The organism is Rhizobium sp. UGM030330-04 (genome assembly GCF_003208455.1).
GTDB lineage: Bacteria > Pseudomonadota > Alphaproteobacteria > Rhizobiales > Rhizobiaceae > Agrobacterium > Agrobacterium rhizogenes_A.
Genome location: NZ_QKML01000002.1, coordinates 80,141 through 99,645 on the forward strand (window position 1 = coordinate 80,141; position 19,505 = coordinate 99,645).

Genomic DNA, 19,505 nt, shown 5'->3' on the forward strand with positions numbered 1-19,505 from the left:
CTCCACACCACCTCCCCATAGAGCACGTCGCCCCCTCGATTTGACCTTTACGTAAAGGGAAAAATCATCTTAGATGCGCCGACCTTGACTGTGCGAAGGGAGGACGCCATGACGCCGATCGCGACTTATGCCTATGAGGATTTTCCCGTCGGGCAGGAATTTCCCCTTGGGCCGCAATCGATTTCCGCAGAGCAGATCATTGCTTTCGCCAGTGAATTCGACCCGCAACCCATGCACCTTTCCGAAGAAGCGGGCCGCCAGAGCATTCTCGGCGGACTTGCGGCATCGGGCTGGCACACCTGCAGCCTGCTGATGCGGATGATGGCCGACAGCTACATCTCCGACTCGACCTCGCAGGGCAGCCCCGGCATCGATTACGTCGACTGGAAGAAACCGGTTCTGGCCGGAGACACGCTCTCGGGGAAATCCATCGTTCTGGAACAGCGTCCTTCCGCATCGCGCCCCGGTATCGGCCTCGTGAAATTCCGCCATGAGCTTTACAATCAGCGCGGTATTCTGGTCGCGCAGGGCGAAAACACCGTAATGTTCCTGATGCGGGCGGGCGGAGGTCTTGCAGCATGAGACTGGCGGAACTTTCACCGATCGGCGAGCGCGTCACCCTCGACACCCTGCATTTTTCCGCCGAGGACATCATCCGTTTCGCCCGGGATTTCGATCCTCAGCCCTTCCATCTCGATGCCGAAGCCGCCAGGAACAGCGTTTTCGGTGGCCTGTGCGCCTCCGGCTGGCACACCGGCGCGGGCTGGATGAAGTGTTTCCTGTCCCATTGGGCAAAGGAGGTCAAAAGGCTGAAACAGCAGGGCCTTGAACCACCGCGGCTTGGCCCCTCCCCGGGTTTTCGCGAACTCAAATGGAAAAAGCCGGTTTTCGCCGGTGACGACGTGACCTATTTCGTTACGCTGCTCGACGCCCGTCCGCTGGAATCCCGCGCCGGCGTCTGGCTCAACACCACCTTCAATGAAGGTGTGAACCAGTCGGGAGAAACGGTGCTGACCTTCCGCAGCGGGGTTCTGGAATTCGAATAGGCGCTGGCCCATCTCAATCCGCCGCGATACCTTTTCCGGAAGAATCGCGGCGGGCAGATAAATATGAACGATATTCTAAAGGGTTATGCCGAAGCCGCGACGCCTGAGCTGATTTCCAGATTTGACGGACTGGACTGCGGAGAGATTTACGCACCCGTCATCGACCTGCTGCCGGCGACACCATCCCGAATCGCGGATATCGGCAGCGGCACCGGGCGCGATGCCGCCTGGTTTGCCGCGCAGGGCCATGATGTTCTGGCCGTCGAGCCGGTTGGAGAGCTTCGTGAACCCGGCATGCAATTGCATCCATCGAACAGAATAACCTGGCTGGATGACACTTTGCCCGCACTGGCAAAGGCTCGCCGCTATGGCGCCTTCGATCTGGTTGCCCTGTGCGGCGTCTGGCACGACATCGATCACGGGGTGAGGCAGACCGCTATGGCAAGCCTCTCGGAGATGACGGCGACAGGCGGATTGCTGATCATGTCGCTGCGTCACGGCCCGGCGCCCAGGGGCCGCCGCGCCTTTGCCATTTCCCCGATGGAAACCATAGACGAGGCCACCCGTTTCGGCTTCACGCTCATCAGACAGGTGGAGGTTGACTCCATTCAGCCGGGGAACCGCGCTCTGGGTGTTCACTGGACGTGGATCGCCCTGCGAAAGACGAGCCAAAAACGCAGGCTGCCGCAGCAGCCCTGAGCCGTTCCTTCGGCCTCAGTGGCCCGAAAATTCCACCAGCGTCCGCACCTCGACACCAAGATCCTCCAGCTTCCTGCGACCGCCGAGATCGGGCAGATCGATGACGAAGCAGGCGGAGACGATTTCCGCGCCCATCTGCCGCAAAAGCTTGACCGCGCCTTCAGCAGTACCACCGGTCGCAATCAGGTCATCGACGAGAATGACCTTCTCGCCCGGCTGCACGGCGTCCACATGCATTTCCATTTCGTCGACGCCATATTCCAGGCTGTAGGCGACCCGCACCGTCGTGTGTGGCAGCTTGCCCTTCTTGCGGATGGGCACGAAACCGGCCGAGAGCTGATGCGCCACCGCGCCGCCCAGAATGAAGCCGCGCGCCTCCATGCCGGCGATCTTGTCGATCTTCGTTCCCGCATAGGGCTGCACAAGCTCGTCCACCGCCCGGCGGAAAGCGCGCGGATTGCCGAGCAGTGTCGTAATATCCCGAAAGATGATGCCCGACTTCGGATAGTCGGGAATGGAACGGATGGCGGCGGCAAGCTCCGAAGCGATAACGGTCATGGTATTTCCATAGATGGGAATGGATCAGAAGGTTCGGGCCACCCTATCAACTTGCCGGCTGCGGACCAACAAAAAAGGACCGGCGCAGGCAACGGCCATCATCTGTTGGCACGGAACCTCGATAGCCCGGGGCGCACGAGCGGCGATACAGGCAAGCTTGTCCGGCCGGCCATGAAAAAGCCCCCACGGAAGACCGTGGGGGCCAATGATTCCAGCCGATTAAAACCGGTTCAATGTTCCTTGTTGGCGTAGACCGACTTCTTGGTGAGATAGATCAGCGCCGTGAAGATGAACAGGAACACCATGACCATGAAGCCGGTGCGCTTGCGTTGTTCCAGATGCGGTTCCGCCGCCCACATCAGGAAAGCGGAGACGTCCTTGGAATATTGATCCACGGTCTGCGGTGCACCGTCGTCATAGGTCACCTGATCGGCACTGATCGGCGGCGCCATCTTCAGCGACGCCGCGCTGACGAAATACGGGTTGAAGTGCGTGCCTTCCGAAACTTCGACGCCGGCCGGCGGGTCCTGATATCCGGTCAGCAGCGCGTGGATATAATCCGGGCCGCCTTCCTGATAACCGCCGACGATCGGGATCATGTCGATGATGAATTGCGGGAATCCGCGCTCCACGCCGCGTGCCTTGGCAAGCAGCGACATGTCAGGCGGTGCGGCCCCGCCATTGGCGGCGGCAGCCGCTTCATGGTTCGGGAACGGCGAAGGGAAATGATCGGAAGGCACAGCCTTGCGATTATACATTTCGCCATCGGCATTTGGCCCGTCCTGCACCTCATATTCGGCGGCGAAGGCCTTCACCTGGTCTTCCGAGTAACCAAGATCTCCCAGCGTGCGGAAGGAAACAAGGTTCATCGAATGGCAGGCGGAGCAGACTTCCTTATAGACCTTGAGACCGCGCTGCAGCTGGCCCTTGTCGTATTTGCCGAAAGGTCCGGCAAAGGACCAGCTCTGTTCCTCGGGCTTGATCACCGGGAAGTGGCCGCCGGCAATCGCATGTTCGGTCTTCGCGGCAAGGTCATGGCTCTCCTCGGCCGCAAAGGCGGCGGAGGAACAGCCGATGGCGGCGATAAGCGCGATGCTCGTGAGAAGCGTCTTCATTGTCGTCATCCTTCCTTCGCGCTCAGACTTCGGCGGCCGCTGGCGCGGCACCCCTCTTGGCCGCGTTCTTTTCGAGAACGGCCTCGGTAATCGAATTCGGAATACGCCGCGGCGTTTCCACCAGACCGAGGATCGGCATGATGACGAGGAAGAACCCGAAATAATACAGCGTTCCCAGCTGCGACATGACGACATACATGCCTTCCGCAGGGCGCGAACCCAGCCAGCCGAGCAGGATGGCGTTGGCCACGAACACCCAGAAGAACATCTTGTACCAAGGGCGATAGACAGCGGAGCGAACCTTCGACGTATCGAGCCAGGGCAGGAAGAACAGCACGATGATCGCGCCGAACATGACAAGAACGCCACCGAGCTTGGAATCGATCGGCCCGATATTGAAGGTAATGGCGCGCAGCATCGCGTAGAACGGCAGATAGTACCATTCCGGCACGATATGCGCCGGCGTCTTCAGCGGATCCGCCATGATGTAGTTATCAGGGTGGCCGAGGAAGTTCGGCATGTAGAAAATGAACCAGGCATAGGCGATGAGGAACACCGAAACGCCGAGCGCATCCTTCAGCGTCGCATAGGGCGTGAAGGGGACCGTATCGGTCTTGCTCTTCACTTCCACGCCGGTCGGGTTGGTCTGGCCGGTCACATGCAGCGCCCAGATGTGCAGGATGACGACACCCGCAATCATAAACGGCAGCAGATAGTGGAGCGCAAAGAAGCGGTTGAGCGTCGGATTGTCCACCGCAAAGCCGCCGAGCAGGAACTGCTGTATCCATTCACCCACGAGCGGGAACGCCGTGAAGAAGCCGGTGATGACGGTCGCGCCCCAGAAGGACATCTGGCCCCAGGGAAGCACGTAGCCCATGAAGCCCGTCGCCATCATCAGCAGGTAAATCACGCAGCCGAGAATCCAGAGGATTTCGCGCGGCGCCTTGTAGGACCCGTAATAAAGACCGCGGGCAATGTGCAGATAGACCGCGATGAAGAAGAACGACGCGCCGTTGGCGTGCATATAACGCAGCAGCCAGCCGTGGTTGACGTCACGCATGATCTTTTCGACGGAATTGAAGGCAACCGTCGTTTCAGCGGCATAATGCATGGCAAGCACGACACCGGTAAGGATCTGCACGATCAGCATGACGGAAAGCATCGCGCCGAAGGTGTAGGCGTAGTTCAGGTTACGCGGGACAGGATAGGCAACGAAGCTGTCATAGATCAAGCGCGGCAAGGGAAGCCGCGAATCGATCCACCTTTCGATGCCGGTGGACGGCTGATAACTGGAATGACCACTCATGAATATCTGTCCCCTTATCCGATCTTGATCACGGTATCGGATGTGAATGCAAATGTCGGGATGGCGAGGTTTTCCGGCGCCGGACCCTTACGTATGCGGCCCGCCGTATCGTAGTGCGAGCCATGGCAGGGACAGAACCATCCGCCGAAATCGCCGGCCTGGCCGAGCGGAACGCAACCGAGATGGGTGCAGGAACCGATCATGACGATCCAGTTTTCCTTGCCCTCACCGGCGGAACGGTCGATATCCGTCGCCTGCGCGTCGACAGCGATGTTGGCATTGCGTGCCACCGGATCCTTGAGATCGCCAAGGGCGACGGCCTTGGCTTCCTCGATTTCCTTTTCCGTGCGGTTGCGGATGAAAATCGGCTTACCGCGCCACTTCACCGTCAGCGACATGCCCGGCTCGACCGCCGCCACGTCAACCTCGATGGAAGCGAGCGCCAGCGTCGATGCATCGGGACGCATCTGGTCGATGAAAGGCCATGCGACTGCAGCGGCGCCAACGACGCCCGTCATTCCGGTTACTAGATATAGAAAATCGCGACGGGTCGGTTCACCCGAGGCGTCGTGATTGGTTACGTGCTCGCTCACCGCTACACCATCCTCTGCGCTGTTTTTGCCGTAAATCGCATGAGTCCTCCCGCTATGATTTGATCCAGGACAAACTCCGTCCCATCGTCCTGGACACAACTGCGGCATTAAGAAACCGCGTCACTGTGTTTGATCGCAAAATATTGACTGACTTGGCAAGAGCAAAGCACACAAAGCTGCCGTAATTCTGCCCAAGGGGCCGATTTGCTTCTCATTTTTCCCGCGCCTTGGCAGGCGGGCAACATTGTGCGCACCCCTGCGCCATGTTAGGAGACGCGCAGGGAGAGCTTGGAACGCAGGGATTCGGATGACGGCGAAGCTCGCTTGCATGGTCTCCACGGTGGTGGCTGCCGTTCTTTTCATTGCCAGCCTGCGTTATGTGACGGATTTCTGGCTTCTTGCCTTCGTCACGAGTTTCCAGCTTCACATCGCCATCATCTGCATCCTGCTGTCATGCCTCGTCTTTTGGCTCACGCGCGACGCGGTTGCCGGCCTGCTTGTGGTCTGGTCGCTGGCGCTCGCCATCCATGCCGTCGTCATGCTTCTGGAATTCTCCACCTCCGCAACCTCGGCGCCCGATGCCCGGCCTTTCCGGCTCCTGTCCTTCAACGTGCTGATGGACAATGCCGCCAATGCCGATGCCATCGCCGACACCATTCTCGATTCGGGTGCGGACGCGGTCTATCTGTTCGAAGCGGCGGCGCTGCAGTCGGTCCTGCCGCGCCTGCAGCAAACCTATCCCTACAGGCTCGGCTGTTTTGCCGGAACGCCGGGATGCGACCTTTTGATCCTGTCGAAGCGGCCGTTGCTGGAAGGCCGTTTCCACAGTCTCAGCGATCTGCGCCGGGACCGCTTCGCAATCGCCAGCGTCGATTTCGACGGCACTGAGCTGACGCTTGCCGCCGGGCACATCACCAAACCTTATTTCGACGATTATCACCGCGACGAGCTGGATGAAGTCAGCGAAATTCTCTTTCGTGTCACGGGGCCGCTCATTCTGGCCGGAGACTTCAATTCGGCGAGCATCGCCCCCGACATGCGCGCTTTCCTCGCCGCCAATGACCTCAGGAAAGCGACCTGGGAACCGGCCACATGGCCGACGGAGGCCGGCCGCTTCGGCATCGCCATCGACCACGTCTTCGCCCGTGCGCCGGCAATCCTGATGAAGACGACCCGCCTGCCCGGCAGCCTCGGGTCCAATCACTACGGGCTGATCTCGGATTTCATGATCGGCCGGTAGCAGACGCAAACCATAAGAAAACGGCGGCCCGAAAGCCGCCATTGTGTTTTTCAGGACGCTGCCGGGCGCGGTTCAGAACTCGGACCATTCCTGTGCCGACGCCGCCTGTCGCCCGCCCCCGAAGGCGGCAGCGATTTTATGCCCCATGGCGCGTGCCGGCGAAGGCTGCGGAACGGAGGCCGGACCGGCGACAAGGATGGTCTCTGCCGCCTCCCGCAGTCGGAACTGCGCCAGAAGCGCGTTGAGAGCGCTTGCCTGCGAAGCGAGGCTGCCGCTGGCCGCCGTCGTCTGTTCCACCATGGCCGCATTTTTCTGGGTGCCCTGATCCATCAGGTTCACAGCGGAACTGATTTCCGAAAGGCCGGTCGACTGTTCGCGCGTGGAGATGACGATGGATGCGACGTGGCGGTTGATCTCACGCACCTCGTCGACGATCCCCGCCAGCGCCTCCCCGGTCTTGCCGACAAGCGTGACACCCTCGCGCACCTGCTCGCCGGAGCGATTGATGAGGACCTTGATTTCCTTGGCGGCATTGGCCGAACGTTGCGCCAGTTCGCGCACCTCCTGCGCAACCACGGCGAACCCCTTGCCGGCGTCGCCCGCACGCGCAGCCTCAACTCCGGCATTCAGTGCAAGAAGGTTGGTCTGGAAGGCAATCTCATCGATGACGCTGATGATATTGCTGATCTCATTGGCGGATTTTTCGATATCCTGTACAGCCAGAACCGTGCGTGTAACGATCTGGCCGGACATTTCCGCACTTTCGCGCGCCCGTTCCACGATCTGGCCGGCCTCGGCAGCCCGATGGGCCGAATCCTTCACGGCCGTCGTCACCTGCTCAAGCGCCGCAGCTGTTTCCTCGACCGAAGAAGCCTGCTGCTCGGTGCGGCGGGAAAGATCACCCGCCGCCGCCAGGATTTCACCGGCACCGGCATCGATGACCCGGGCATTTTCACCGACCGAGCGCAATGCCGATTGCAGCGTGGCGACGGATTCGTTGAAATCGCCGCGCAAACCGTCAAGCCGCTCGGCAAAGGCCATGTCCAGACGGCAGGTCATGTCGCCCTGCGAAAGTTTCTTCAGCCCGGCACCCAGATTTTCAACCGCGAAACGGATTTCTTCCGCCTCCCGCGCCTTCTGTGCCTCGTGCTCCAGACGTTCCCGCTCGCTGAGGCTGCGATTGGCCTCGGTTTCCCGCTCCAGGCGCTCTCGCTCGATGGCATTGTCGCGGAATACGGCAACGGCCGCAGCCATTTCCCCGATCTCGTCCTTGCGGCCCGAATGCGGTATGGAACTCGCATTATCGCCTGCCGCCAGACCGTTCATGGCGCGGGTGATGTCGTTGATCGGGCGCGAAATGCGCAGGAAACTGAAGAGTGCGGCAACAAGCGCGACCGCGGCGGCGACAAGCATTGCGGCAACCGAGGTGAAGAAGGCAAACTGTCCGGCCGCTTCCGCCGCCTGCTGGTCCGCCAGACCACGCTGGCGATTATCCTCGATCATCTCTTTCATCAGCGCACCGGCGGCATTGCCCACCGGCGTCATGCTGGAAACCTGCGCCCGCGCTGCATCGACATCGCCGGTGATGACGATTTTTTTCAGCTCCGCACCCATGGCCTCGTAATTTGCGACCATCGTATTCAGGCGCTGGAATTTTTCCTTCGCTAAAGGCAGCTGCAGATGCGCGGCATAGGCGTCGAAAGCTTCGGCACGCTCCTGCTGGGTTTTGAGAATGCGCTGGAACAGGGCGTTTCGCGCCTCTGGCGTCGCGGCAGTCATGACCGCCAGATAGTTCCGGCGAATATCGTTAAGCCTGTCGCCCAGATCGGCGATGATGAGCGACCGCTCCATGCGGCGAACGATATTGTCCGCCTGCTGCTCCATCTCGGTGACGGATCGCATGCTCGCAATTCCCTGCGCGAGGGAAAAGAGGACGGTGATGCCGAACAATGCCGGCAGAAGAATACGAATTCTGAAAATATGCATTGTTTTCGATCCCAAAAAAAATGAGCGCGTTCCTCCCGCGGCCTTTTTTTACACGCATCGATAAACAAGAGCTTACCGCCGGATCATAAATTTTAGGTTGAATAAATCTTTTTATGAACGGAATAGCTAAAGGTATTAGCAACCAATGATTTTATATTTATGCATATTTGAACGAATGCGGGCTCACCCCTGCCACCCTCAGGCCGTCTCTTCAGCGGCGAGAAAACCGCCCGACTGCCGCGCCCAGAGTTCCGAATAAAGCCCACCCTGCAGGACGAGGTCGGAATGGCTGCCCTGCTCCACAATACGGCCCTGATCCATCACGATCAGCCGGTCGAGAGCCGCGATCGTCGACAGCCGGTGGGCGATGGCGAGCACCGTCTTGCCCTGCATCAGCTCGTCCAGATTGCTCTGGATCGCCGCCTCCACCTCCGAATCGAGCGCCGAGGTCGCCTCGTCGAGCACGAGGATTGGCGCGTCCTTCAGCATCACGCGGGCGATGGCGATGCGCTGGCGCTGACCACCGGAGAGTTTCACGCCGCGTTCGCCCACATGTGCGTCGAAACCGGTCCGGCCGCGTTGATCCTCCAGCCGCTCGATGAAATCATCCGCCTTGGCCCGGCGTGTCGCCTCCCGCAATTGCGCTTCGGTGGCGTCCATGCGGCCGAACATGATGTTGTCACGGATGGAGCGATGCAAAAGCGAGGTATCCTGCGTGACCATGCCGATATGGGCGCGCAGCGATTCCTGCGTGACCCGGGCGATATCCTGACCGTCGATCAGGATGCGGCCTTTCTCCACATCGTAAAAGCGCAGGAGCAGGTTGACGAGCGTGGATTTGCCCGCGCCAGAGCGTCCGACAATGCCGACTTTCTCGCCCGCCTTGATATCGAGATTGAGATTGTCGATGACACCATTGGCCCGCCCGTAATGGAAGCTGACATTCTCAAAGCGGATGCTCGGCTTCTTGACCTCCAGCACCGCCGCATCCGGTGCATCGACCAGACCGATCGGCTGCGAAATCAACTCGGCAGCATTCTGCACCGTGCCGAAATTGCGCATGATGCCGTTGAACTGCGTCATCAAGCGGCCGAGCAGGAAATTGAGACGCAGCACCAGCGCCAGCGTGAAGGCGACCGCACCGGAACTGATCCTGCCGGACAGCCACAGATCGATGCACAACGCCGCCATCGAGGTGATCATCACGCCTGACAGCAGCGCCATGGAGGCGCGCACGCCGGTAATGAACCGCGTGAAGGTCATGGTCGCGTTCTGGAAGATGTCGAAACCCTGCCGCATGTAGCGGTCATTCGCATCGTCGCGTCCGAACAGCCGGAGCGTCTGGATATTGCTATAGGCATCCACCATGCGGCCGGAAAGCATGGAGGCGGCTTCCGCCGTCTCTTTCGAATGGTAACGGATGCGCGGCACGAAATAACGCGCCAGCGCCGAAAAGATCAGCACCCAGACGAGGACGACAAGAGCAAGCCGCCAGTCCAGCCCGCCGATCAGAAACAGCATAGAGACGGAATAGATGCCGACAAACCAGACGCTTTCCATCAGCGAGGTGACGAGGTCACCCGCCGCCTGCCCGCCGGACCAGACCTTGGTGACGATGCGGCCGGAAAAATCATTCTGGAAAAAGGAAAGCGATTGCCGCGCCACATGCATGTAGGACTGCCAGCGCACCAGATTGTAAAAACCGGGCGTGATGATCTGCTGGTCCACCAGTGCCGTGATCATCGTGACGATGAAACGCACGACGCCGATCAGCACCAGCATGCCCACCAGTTCGCCGCCATGGGCAGCCAGAAGCCCGGCCCAGCCATCGCCCGGCTTGACAGTCGAGAGAATATCCACCAGCCGCCCGACGAACCAGAACAACGCCGCCTCGATGGCCGCCGTCAGCCCGCCCAGCACCAGCATGGCGAAAAACGGCGCCTTGGCCTGTGAAATATAAAACCAGATGAAAGCGAATGTGTTTTCAGGCGGCCTCAGGTCGTCCTTCCGGGCGAAAGGCCTGATCCAGTTCTCGAAGAACTCGAAGATGCGCGTAATGACCATCATCCGGATATAGGCGGATTCCCGGCTGGCGAACAGCCGCGGAGCCTTTGGGAAGAGATTATATTTCGGTAACGTTCGTGAAATGAAACGGACGCCAGGCGATGTCGCTACTTCAGGGCGATGAGTCCAGCGTCCGTAGGGCGGAATCCGCAGGCGTCGAAGTAAAATGGCCGGAGATGCGGATCAAAATCCACATGGAGCCACTCGCAGGTGGTGTCTTTCGCCCGATCAACCACCTCCCGCATCAGCGCCTTTGCAATGCCCCGACGCTGGAAAGTCAACGACACCATTGTGTCGAGAACAAACGCGTGAACCCCGCCATCCCATGCGACGTTAACGAACCCGACGAGCTTCCCCGAATGGCGGGCACACACCCAGCCGAGACTGAAGCGATTGACCTGTGACCACCAGTCATCGGTGAGGATTCGATGCTCAAAGCACTCGGCATGGAGGGCATTGACCTCGGCATTCCCGAACGCTCCACGCCACTCGGTCGTAAACCCGGAAGAGGCGGATTTTTGCGGTGATATCAGCTCCATTCGCATCCCTTTGCTCCGGCTTCGGAATCCGACGCGATCAGCGCCTGATCGCAAAAGACCCGTTTCTCACGGCGCAGACACGCCATTGCTGGATGCCGGCTCAAATCCGGCATGACGACAGAGAGGTTTAGGCCTTCGACAAAAAAGGGCGGGATCGCTCCCGCCCTCTCTCTTTCCTTATTCCGCGGCCACTTCCGCTTCGTGGTCGGCGATGAAGCCGCCGGACTGACGCCGCCACAGATCGGCATAGATGCCGCCCATCGCCACCAGCTCCGCATGGCTGCCCGCCTCGACGATCTGGCCCTTGTCGAGGATGATAAGCCGGTCCATTTCCGTCAGCGTCGAAAGGCGGTGGGCGATCGCAATCACCGTCTTGCCTTCCATCAGCGAGAACAGGTTCTCCTGGATAGCCGCCTCGACTTCGGAGTCGAGCGCCGAGGTCGCCTCGTCCAGCACCAGAATCGGCGCGTTCTTGAGGAAGACGCGGGCGATCGCGATACGCTGGCGCTGGCCGCCTGACAGTTTCACGCCGCGCTCGCCCACCTGGGCATCGAGACCCTGGCGACCATGCATGTCGACCAGCGTTTCGATGAAGTCCCAGGCATTCGCCCGCTTTGCCGCAGCGATCACCTGTTCGTCAGTGGCCTCGGGATGGCCATAGGCGATGTTGTCGCGGATCGACCGGTGCAGCAGCGAAGTATCCTGCGTCACCACGCCGATCAGCTCGCGCAGGCTGTCCTGCGACACTTTGGAAATGTCCTGCCCGTCGATGGTGATCCTGCCCGCTTCCAGATCATAAAAGCGCAGCAGCAGGTTCATCAGCGTCGTCTTGCCGGCGCCCGAGCGGCCGACGAGACCGACCTTCTCACCCGGCTTGATATCCAGCGTCAGCCCGTCGATCACGCCCTTGTTCTTGCCGTAGTGGAAGCGGACATTGTCATAACGGATGGCGCCCTGCGGTGCCGCAAGCTGCGGCGCCTTGGCGACATCGACGATATCGTGCGGTTTCGTCATCATCGACATGCCGTCATAGACCGTGCCGATATTTTCGAACAGCGACGTGACTTCCCACATGATCCACTGCGACATGCCGTTGACGCGCATGGCAAGGCTGATGGCGATGGCGACCGAACCGGCCGTCACCGAACCCTGCATCCAGAAATAAAGACCGAGCGCCGCCGTGGAAAACAGCACCACGGCATTGTTGAGGTCGATCAGGATGTTGAAGCCGGAGATCTTGCGCATCTGGCGGTGAACGGTTCCGAGAAACACGTTCATGCCATCCCGCGCATATCTCTCCTCGCGGCCCGCATGGGAGAACAGCTTGATCGTCGAGATATTGGTATAGCTGTCGACGATCCGGCCCGTCATCATCGAACGCGCATCGGCCTGCTCCTGCGCCAGCCGGCCGAGTTTCGGCACGAAATAGGCAAGGATGGCCATATAGATGCCGAGCCAGGCCAGCAGCGGAATGACCAGCCGCCAGTCAGCCGCCGCCACCATGAACAGCATCGAGACAACGAAGCTGATGGCGTAGACGAAAACGTCGATCACCTTCAGCGCCACTTCGCGGATCGCCAGCGCCGTCTGCATCACCTTGGTCGAGACCCGGCCCGCAAACTCGTTGGCGAAAAAGTTCATGGAGTGGCGCAGCAGGAAGCGGTGCATTTTCCAGCGCGCGATCATGCCGAAATTGCCGGCAAGCGTCTGGTGCATCGTCATCGTGTGGATCGCGCCCATCAGCGGCAGCAGGAAAAGTACCAGTCCGGCCATGCCGATCAGATGCCAGCCCTCATCGGCAAAAAACGTCTCGCGATTGGCCGTGGAAAGCCAGTCGACGATATTGCCGAGGAATTTGTAGAGCATGGCTTCCGCAATGGCGATGCCCATGGACATCAGGCCGAGCAGCAGCAGCCACGGCCATGCGGGCTTCACATAGTGCCACAGGAACGACAGCAATTTCTTCGGCGGCACGGAGGGCGTCGAAGACGGAAAGGGATCAAGGCGTTTTTCAAACCAGCCAAACATAGGCCAAGCTCCGGCAATCAATCGCCCCATCGTGAAAGGTGAGCGGACGCAAATATGGCTCACGACGGAACGGAGAAGTCTTTGGATATGGCCGTGACAGCCACATGACGAATCGGAATATGGGAAACGCGGTCGAACCGCGAAGTAACACCTAAGCCAGCAGCGGCACTACTGGGGCCGGGAGGCGAAAGCGAACGTAAATATCCATGCGAACCTCCCTGAGCTGGTGTTGAAGATGTGGCCTTGTAGCGCAAAAATTAGTCAATGACCAGTCGGAAAGATACTGATGCGCTGGAAAACTCTCGATTGTGGCGGACATGGCCAAATGGGCGGATTTACCCGCTAAGGTTTCCGCCCGGCAGCAGACACGAATGTGTCGTCTTATTCAGCTGCGTCCTGCGCCTTGCCGCTCTCATATTCCGTGATCAGCTCGACCATTCCGGCCTGCGTATGGCGCTTGAGTTCCCGGCGGTCGCTGGGCTGCGGCGCGAAGGTGACGGTCAGGCCCGTATCCCGCACCGTGCCGATAGCGAAAGACGCCCCGGACAACATGCGCACGCCCTCATGCAGCCATAGCGGATCCGTGGCGAAATGCTGGCCGATGCCGACCACCACGGGAATGCCCTGCCAGTGCGACATGCGGTCATAGTGGATGTGGCCTGCGAGGATGCCGATGACATCATGTTCGAACAGCAGCTCGTCCAGCGCCTCGGTATCGTCAAAGGACAGGGATTCCCATTCCGCCTCGGCGCGGTCGAAATCGAGCGCCGGCGCATGGTGCATCACCAGAAGTTTCGGCAGTTCCGGGTGGTTTTCAAGTTCGTCCTCGAGCCATTCGAGCTGACCGGGCTCGAAAGCGCCGCCGACCTTGCCGGGAACACTGGTATCCATGACGATGACATGGATGCCGGCCACGACCTGCGCATGATCGTAAGGTTCTTCCACATCCTCATGACGGTCGAGCATCACGGGGTAAAAGCCGTCGCGGCGGTCATGATTGCCGAGCGCAAAAAGGACCGGCACATCCAGTTCCGCCTCAGCCATCAGCCGCTTCAGCTCCTCATAGCTGCCGGCATCGCCCCGGTTGGTCAGGTCGCCGCTGACGACGATGAATTCCGGCGGCGGCACCAGCGCCTTGACCTGCGCGAGCGTTGCAGACAGCGTGGCCGATGTCTCGGAATAAAGATCATCATCCTGCACCTGCGGATTACCGATATGCAGATCGGTCAGATGGACGAAATTCACCCGTTCGGACATGGCTTTTTTCCTGTCATCGCTACTGCAGGATGACTAGCATCGGCGCATGACAGCCGAATGACCCGGCGCTCTGAAACTCCGTGACAATGACGATCCATGCTGGAACATGGGAAACCTGACCGGCAGACTGATTCAGGGCGCACCATGGCGATTTCCGAACGGCAATTCATCGAATACGTCACGCAAAACCAAACCAACGCCTGGCTGCTGGATGGTCTTGCCGACCTGCAGCTGCCGCAGGCCACATTGACGGCGGGATGTCTGTTCCAGACCGTCTGGAACCTCAAGAGCGGTTACGAGCCTGAACGGGCCATCAAGGACTATGACGTCTTCTATTTTGATGCCGGCGATCTTTCATGGGAAGCGGAAGACGCGGTGATCCGGCGGGCCAACCGGCTCCTCGGCGGTCTGGCGGAGAAGGTCGAGATCAGAAATCAGGCGCGCGTGCACCTGTGGTATGAACGGAAATTCGGTGCTTTCTGTCCGCCCCTGAAGCGGGTTGAAGACGGTATCGACCGATATCTGGTTGCCTGCACGCGCCTCGGAATAAGGATTGGAGACCGCAGCCTTTATGCGCCGGACGGGCTGGACGACATGTGGAACGGCATCCTGCGTCTCAATCCGAACAATCCGCAAATCGATCTCTTCGAACGCAAATGCCGTGACTACCGGACAAGATGGCCCTGGCTCACGATGGCGGTTTGAGGTCCGCTCATGTTAAGCGTTCTGTATGAAGCGCGTAACACCGGCATAGAAACATGAACAACATCAGGATCGCCCTCTACCAGCCCGATATTCCCGGCAATACCGGCACCATCCTGCGGCTGGCCGCCTGTCTCGGCCTTGGCGTCGATATCATCGAGCCGGCCGGTTTCGATATTTCCGACCGCAATCTGAAACGGGCGGGCATGGATTATATTGCGGCGGCGGCGCTGACGCGCCATGTCAGCTGGGACCGTTTCGAGGAATGGCGTGCGACCACCGGCCGCCGCCTCGTCCTCGCCTCCACCAAGGCCGCCCTGCCCTATACGGATATCGGTTACCACCCCGACGATATCCTCCTCTTCGGCCGGGAAAGCGCCGGCGTGCCCGACCATGTGCACGACAAGGCCGATGAGCGAATCATCATCCCCATGGTGGCTGGACAACGCTCCATCAACGTCGCCATGTCGGCCGCGATGATCACCGGCGAGGCGCTGCGCCAGACGGCATGGGTGTGACCTGCCATCTTTGCAGCCATTTTTTCAGGCAAATATGAAAATTGACCGTTTTTACCGCGAAACTGTCGCAACCCGGCCTGTACCGAAGGCGTTAGCGCTCCTATACTGATTAGCCGGACAATAAAAATCGCTCTCGCCGGAACCATCCGCCGGCGGGTGTGAGGAGACGTCGCATGCAATCCACCATTGTCATAGTCAACCTTCTCGGCGCGGTCGCGCTGCTGCTGTTCGGCCTTGCCCAGGTCAAGGATGGCGTTACCCGCGCCTTCGGCATGAAACTCAGAAGCGTGCTGGCCACGGGAACCCAGAATGGCCCCCGCTCCTTCTTTTCCGGCTTCTTCGCAACTGTCGCCCTGCAAAGCTCGACGGCAACGGCGCTCACTGTCGCCTCCTTCGCCGAACGCGACCTCATCCGGCCGCGCATGGCGCAGGTCGTTCTGCTGGGCGCCAATGTCGGCACCGCCGTCACCGCATGGATCGTGGCGGCCGGGGTGGAATGGCTGTCGCCGCTTCTGATCCTTTCCGGCATCGTGCTCAAAAAAGGCAGTTCCAACGCCAGACAGGGTGGCGGAACGGCGCTGATCGGCATCGGCCTGATGCTTCTGTCGCTGCATCTTTTGAGCGGCGCGACCGAACCGATGCGCGCGTCACCGGCACTGGGCGTTTTCATCGGCCTGCTTGATGGCGCATGGCCCGTCGCGCTGATCTTTTCCGCCGTATTGGCCTTCGTTTCCTCTTCAAGCCTCGCTGTCGTGGTGCTGATCCTGTCGCTGGCCGCCACCGGCACCTTGTCCACTGGCCTCATCATCGTCCTCATCCTCGGCGCCAATCTTGGCGGCGCCGTTCCGCCCGTCATCGCCACGCTGTCCGGTCCCGCATCCGCGCGGCGCATCACCATCGGCAACCTTGTGGTCCGCACCATCGGCTGCCTCATCGCGCTGCCGCTCGCTTCCTATGGCGCCACGTATTTGCAGCAATTGCCGCTTTCACCCGCGAAACTGCCTGTCGATGCCCACCTCATCTTCAACGTCATTCTGGCGGCGCTGGCCTGGCCCTTCTCCGGCCTGATATCCGACCTGATGGCAAAGCTGGTGCCGGGCGATCCGAAGGCTGAAGACGGCCCGAACTTCCTCGACCAGCAGGCTCTCGACATGCCCGTCGTGGCGCTTGCCAACGCCACCCGCGAAGTGCTGAGCGTCGGCGACAGCATCGAGCGGATGCTGATCCGCGCCGAAAACGCCTTCAAGCACAATGATCTGACGCCGCTGCAGGAGGTTTCCCTGCTTGAAAAGAAGGTCGACCGCCGTCAGCAGGAGGTGAAGGTCTATCTCTCGCAACTGGGGCGCAAGGGGCTTGCCGACGAGGAAGCGCGCCGTTCGATCGCCATCATCGATTATGCCATCAATCTCGAACATATCGGCGACATCATCGAAAAGGGCATCTGCGAGCAGATCCGCAAGAAGGTGCTCAACAGCTTCAAGTTCTCCGATGACGGTTATGAGGAGCTGAAGACCCTGTTCGACATGACCATCGAGAACCTGCGCGCCGCCCAGAGCATTCTGGTGACTGGCGATTTCGAGCTCGCCCGCAGGCTGATGGAAAGCAAGGTGGATATACGCCGCCTCGAAAAACAGTCCTCCAACCGCCATCTGGAGCGGCTGCGTGACGGGCTGACGGAAAGCATGCAGACCAGCTCGCTGCATCTCGACATGCTGCGGGATTTAAAGCGCATCAACGCCCATATCGTCTCGGTGGCGCATCCCATTCTGGATGAAAGCGGCGTGCTGATCGAAAGCCGCCTGCGTTACGCGGAACCGCGCGCCTGATTCGATTTCAGTCGGCCGAGGGTAGCCTGCGCATGGTGAATTCGATGCGGTCGCCTTCCAGTTGCCGCCAGCTTTCCACTTCCGTCCAATAGGCGGCCTTGGGAAAACTGTCGAACCATTCGCGCGCCTTGGCGCGGGCTTCCTCGCGGCTGAGACAGAAGGTCTGGCGCACGAACATGCCGTCGCGCTTTTGTTCGCCGCCGGCGCTTTCGCGTTCCTTGCGGTGATTGGCGATCCTGCGCTTCAGACCCTCGAGGGGCGGCGGTCCGGCAAATTTCGTCATGATATTCACCTCTGGCACCTACATCGGTAAAGATAGTGTCGGCACGCCGCCTTGGCGAGTCGAATTTGTGCGCGGCGCAAACACCTGCTAGACGCGGCAGGGAACGGACTTCACCGCAGGAGAGAAAAGATATGGAACGGCCAATCTTGCCGAAGGGCTTGCCCGAGGACATCGAAGACAAGAAGGCCACAGCTGAAGCCTGGTTCCAGCATCTGCGCGACACCATCGTCACCTCCTTCGAAACGCTCGAAAACGATCTGACCGGCCCACTCTCCGATCAGGAGCCCGGCCGCTTCGTGCAGAAGGACTGGCTGCGCGACAATGGCGAAGGCGGCGGCGGCAAAATGTCGATGATGGAAGGCCGCGTCTTCGAAAAGGTCGGCGTGCACACCTCCACCGTCCATGGCGAGTTCTCGCCGGAATTCCGCCAGCAGATACCGGGTGCGGAAGAAGACCCGCGCTTCTGGGCCTCGGGCATTTCGCTGATCGCTCATCCGGTCAACCCCAATGTCCCGGCCGTGCACATGAACACCCGCATGGTCGTCACCACCAGTCACTGGTTCGGTGGCGGCGCGGATCTGACACCCGTATTGGGACGCAGACGGACGCAGGAGGACGCAGATACCCAGCTGTTCCACCGCGCCTTCGAAATCACCTGCAAACGCCACCCGGTCGCTGATTATCCGCGCTACAAAAGCTGGTGCGACGAGTATTTCTTCCTGAAGCACCGCAACGAAGCCCGCGGCATCGGCGGCATATTTTTCGACTGGCTGCACCCGGAAGAAGAAAAGGGCGGCTGGGACGCCAATTTCGCCTTCGTGCAGGATGTCGGCCGTGCCTTCAACCTCGTCTATCCGAAAATCGTCCGCGCCAATTTCAACCAGAACTGGACGGAAGAGGACCGTGACGAGCAGCTTATCCGTCGCGGCCGCTATGTGGAATTCAACCTGCTTTACGATCGTGGCACCATCTTCGGCCTGAAGACCGGCGGCAATGTCGAATCGATCCTGTCGTCCCTGCCGCCGGTGGTGCGCTGGCCTTAAAAAACCTCACGCAAATTTGACGCTGATCAGCCATTTTGTCGCAAATAGCGCAAATTAGGACTTATGGAAAAATCAAGGCAGTGGTAGTCTCCTCCCGCAGACGTACTGGAGGAGCTATCGTCATGATTACTTCGAACAGCATGCCTATTTCTGCTGCCCCCGAGGCAGCACCGCAATCCATCGATACCCCCGAACTGATCGACCGCCTGGCAGCGGAAATGCGTGCCACGGGCGATCGTGAACTGCCGCATTCCTTTTACGTCGAACAGGTCAAACGCAGCCTTGCCGGGCAAATCACGGCGCGGCGGGCAGCCAATGACGAAATGCCCCGGACCAAAATTCCGGCCGCTGGCACATCCTCTGTTTTCCAGTGCTGGGCAATGCCCGAATAGGGGCTGAAAGACGCCGCTTCGGAACATAAGCGGCGAACATTCGTTTCCTGTGGGAGAGACAGTGGACCCTGAGCCGCTGTCTCTCACGCTGAAACAGGGAGGCAAGACCATGAGACTGTTTGAATGCGGAACGCTCGTGCCCGGCTGTGCCTGGCATACCCGCGCAGATGATGATGCGGAAGTCGTCCGCCGCACGGTGGAGCACATGCGCTCTGCCCATGGTGAAACGGTCATCCGCGAAAACATGATCGAAAACATCAAGGCCCGCATCCGCGACGAGGCAAATGCGGCCTGAGCCGAAACGCCGCGC

The 19,505-nt window shown here is 60.0% G+C and carries 20 protein-coding genes; 10 read left to right on the forward strand and 10 right to left on the reverse strand.

The features are described 5' to 3' along the window. Positions 1 to 108 precede the first annotated feature (108 nt). From N434_RS03335 to N434_RS03345, 3 genes are all read left to right on the forward strand, one after another. Positions 109 to 582, forward strand: a complete 474-nt coding sequence (locus N434_RS03335; RefSeq protein WP_110756061.1) for a MaoC family dehydratase — start codon at positions 109 to 111, stop codon at positions 580 to 582. After that, entirely contained in the window at positions 579 to 1,046 is a 468-nt protein-coding gene (locus N434_RS03340) for a MaoC family dehydratase (RefSeq protein ID WP_065113870.1), read from the forward strand. The genes N434_RS03335 and N434_RS03340 overlap by 4 nt, the downstream gene beginning before the upstream one ends. Positions 1,047 to 1,109: 63 nt before the next feature. Next, positions 1,110 to 1,745, forward strand: coding sequence for a class I SAM-dependent methyltransferase (locus N434_RS03345; protein ID WP_110756063.1), 636 nt, complete (start codon positions 1,110 to 1,112; stop codon positions 1,743 to 1,745). Positions 1,746 to 1,760: 15 nt separating this feature from the next. Here N434_RS03345 and N434_RS03350 read toward each other — a convergent pair whose 3' ends face one another. The 4 genes from N434_RS03350 to petA form a co-directional block, all read right to left on the reverse strand. After that, positions 1,761 to 2,303, reverse strand: coding sequence for an adenine phosphoribosyltransferase (locus N434_RS03350; RefSeq protein WP_110756065.1), 543 nt, complete (start codon positions 2,301 to 2,303; stop codon positions 1,761 to 1,763). A gap of 230 nt (positions 2,304 to 2,533) precedes the next feature. Then, positions 2,534 to 3,418: a cytochrome c1 gene (locus N434_RS03355; RefSeq protein ID WP_110756066.1), complete on the reverse strand. Its 885-nt coding sequence runs from the start codon at positions 3,416 to 3,418 to the stop codon at positions 2,534 to 2,536. A 22-nt stretch (positions 3,419 to 3,440) separates the two neighbouring features. After that, the gene (locus tag N434_RS03360) at positions 3,441 to 4,724 is read right to left on the reverse strand and encodes a cytochrome b (RefSeq protein WP_065113874.1); all 1,284 of its coding nucleotides are present in this window, start codon (positions 4,722 to 4,724) and stop codon (positions 3,441 to 3,443) included. 14 nt (positions 4,725 to 4,738) lie between these two features. After that, a complete protein-coding gene (gene petA / locus N434_RS03365; protein WP_065113875.1) occupies positions 4,739 to 5,317 on the reverse strand; it encodes a ubiquinol-cytochrome c reductase iron-sulfur subunit in 579 nt (192 codons plus the stop codon). Positions 5,318 to 5,624: 307 nt separating this feature from the next. Between petA and N434_RS03370 the strand changes: the two genes are divergently transcribed. Continuing rightward, positions 5,625 to 6,557, forward strand: coding sequence for an endonuclease/exonuclease/phosphatase family protein (locus tag N434_RS03370; protein ID WP_110756068.1), 933 nt, complete (start codon positions 5,625 to 5,627; stop codon positions 6,555 to 6,557). Positions 6,558 to 6,629: 72 nt separating this feature from the next. Here the strand turns inward: N434_RS03370 and N434_RS03375 are convergent, their stop codons facing one another. The 5 genes from N434_RS03375 to N434_RS03395 all read right to left on the reverse strand — a co-directional run bounded on the left by N434_RS03375 (position 6,630) and on the right by N434_RS03395 (position 14,431). After that, positions 6,630 to 8,543, reverse strand: a complete 1,914-nt coding sequence (locus N434_RS03375; protein ID WP_110756070.1) for a HAMP domain-containing methyl-accepting chemotaxis protein — start codon at positions 8,541 to 8,543, stop codon at positions 6,630 to 6,632. A 198-nt stretch (positions 8,544 to 8,741) separates the two neighbouring features. After that, positions 8,742 to 10,607, reverse strand: a complete 1,866-nt coding sequence (locus N434_RS03380) for an ABC transporter ATP-binding protein (protein WP_110756446.1) — start codon at positions 10,605 to 10,607, stop codon at positions 8,742 to 8,744. A 107-nt stretch (positions 10,608 to 10,714) separates the two neighbouring features. After that, positions 10,715 to 11,146, reverse strand: coding sequence for a GNAT family N-acetyltransferase (locus N434_RS03385; RefSeq protein WP_110756447.1), 432 nt, complete (start codon positions 11,144 to 11,146; stop codon positions 10,715 to 10,717). Positions 11,147 to 11,323: 177 nt separating this feature from the next. After that, entirely contained in the window at positions 11,324 to 13,174 is a 1,851-nt protein-coding gene (locus N434_RS03390) for an ABC transporter ATP-binding protein (protein ID WP_065113878.1), read from the reverse strand. Between the two features lie 381 nt (positions 13,175 to 13,555). Then, positions 13,556 to 14,431, reverse strand: a complete 876-nt coding sequence (locus N434_RS03395) for a phosphodiesterase (protein WP_110756072.1) — start codon at positions 14,429 to 14,431, stop codon at positions 13,556 to 13,558. Positions 14,432 to 14,575: 144 nt separating this feature from the next. On the opposite strand from N434_RS03395, the gene N434_RS03400 reads away from it, so the two are divergent. The 3 genes from N434_RS03400 (at position 14,576) to N434_RS03410 (ending at position 17,477) form a co-directional block, all read left to right on the forward strand. Continuing rightward, positions 14,576 to 15,136 carry a nucleotidyltransferase family protein gene (locus tag N434_RS03400; RefSeq protein ID WP_110756074.1) on the forward strand — a complete coding sequence of 187 codons (561 nt, stop codon included), beginning with the start codon at positions 14,576 to 14,578 and terminating at the stop codon, positions 15,134 to 15,136. Positions 15,137 to 15,189: 53 nt separating this feature from the next. Then, positions 15,190 to 15,651: a tRNA (cytidine(34)-2'-O)-methyltransferase gene (locus N434_RS03405; protein ID WP_065113881.1), complete on the forward strand. Its 462-nt coding sequence runs from the start codon at positions 15,190 to 15,192 to the stop codon at positions 15,649 to 15,651. A gap of 173 nt (positions 15,652 to 15,824) precedes the next feature. Beyond that, positions 15,825 to 17,477, forward strand: a complete 1,653-nt coding sequence (locus N434_RS03410) for a Na/Pi cotransporter family protein (RefSeq protein ID WP_110756076.1) — start codon at positions 15,825 to 15,827, stop codon at positions 17,475 to 17,477. 7 nt (positions 17,478 to 17,484) lie between these two features. Here the strand turns inward: N434_RS03410 and N434_RS03415 are convergent, their stop codons facing one another. Next, a complete protein-coding gene (locus N434_RS03415) occupies positions 17,485 to 17,760 on the reverse strand; it encodes a hypothetical protein (RefSeq protein ID WP_065113883.1) in 276 nt (91 codons plus the stop codon). Between the two features lie 131 nt (positions 17,761 to 17,891). On the opposite strand from N434_RS03415, the gene hemF reads away from it, so the two are divergent. The 3 genes from hemF to N434_RS03430 all read left to right on the forward strand — a co-directional run bounded on the left by hemF (position 17,892) and on the right by N434_RS03430 (position 19,490). Further along, a complete protein-coding gene (hemF, locus tag N434_RS03420) occupies positions 17,892 to 18,803 on the forward strand; it encodes an oxygen-dependent coproporphyrinogen oxidase (RefSeq protein ID WP_065113884.1) in 912 nt (303 codons plus the stop codon). A 122-nt stretch (positions 18,804 to 18,925) separates the two neighbouring features. After that, entirely contained in the window at positions 18,926 to 19,195 is a 270-nt protein-coding gene (locus N434_RS03425; RefSeq protein WP_065113885.1) for a hypothetical protein, read from the forward strand. Positions 19,196 to 19,304: 109 nt separating this feature from the next. Beyond that, complete coding sequence (locus N434_RS03430) at positions 19,305 to 19,490, forward strand: DUF1059 domain-containing protein (protein WP_004442982.1); 186 nt, start codon at positions 19,305 to 19,307, stop codon at positions 19,488 to 19,490. Positions 19,491 to 19,505: the final 15 nt, after the last annotated feature.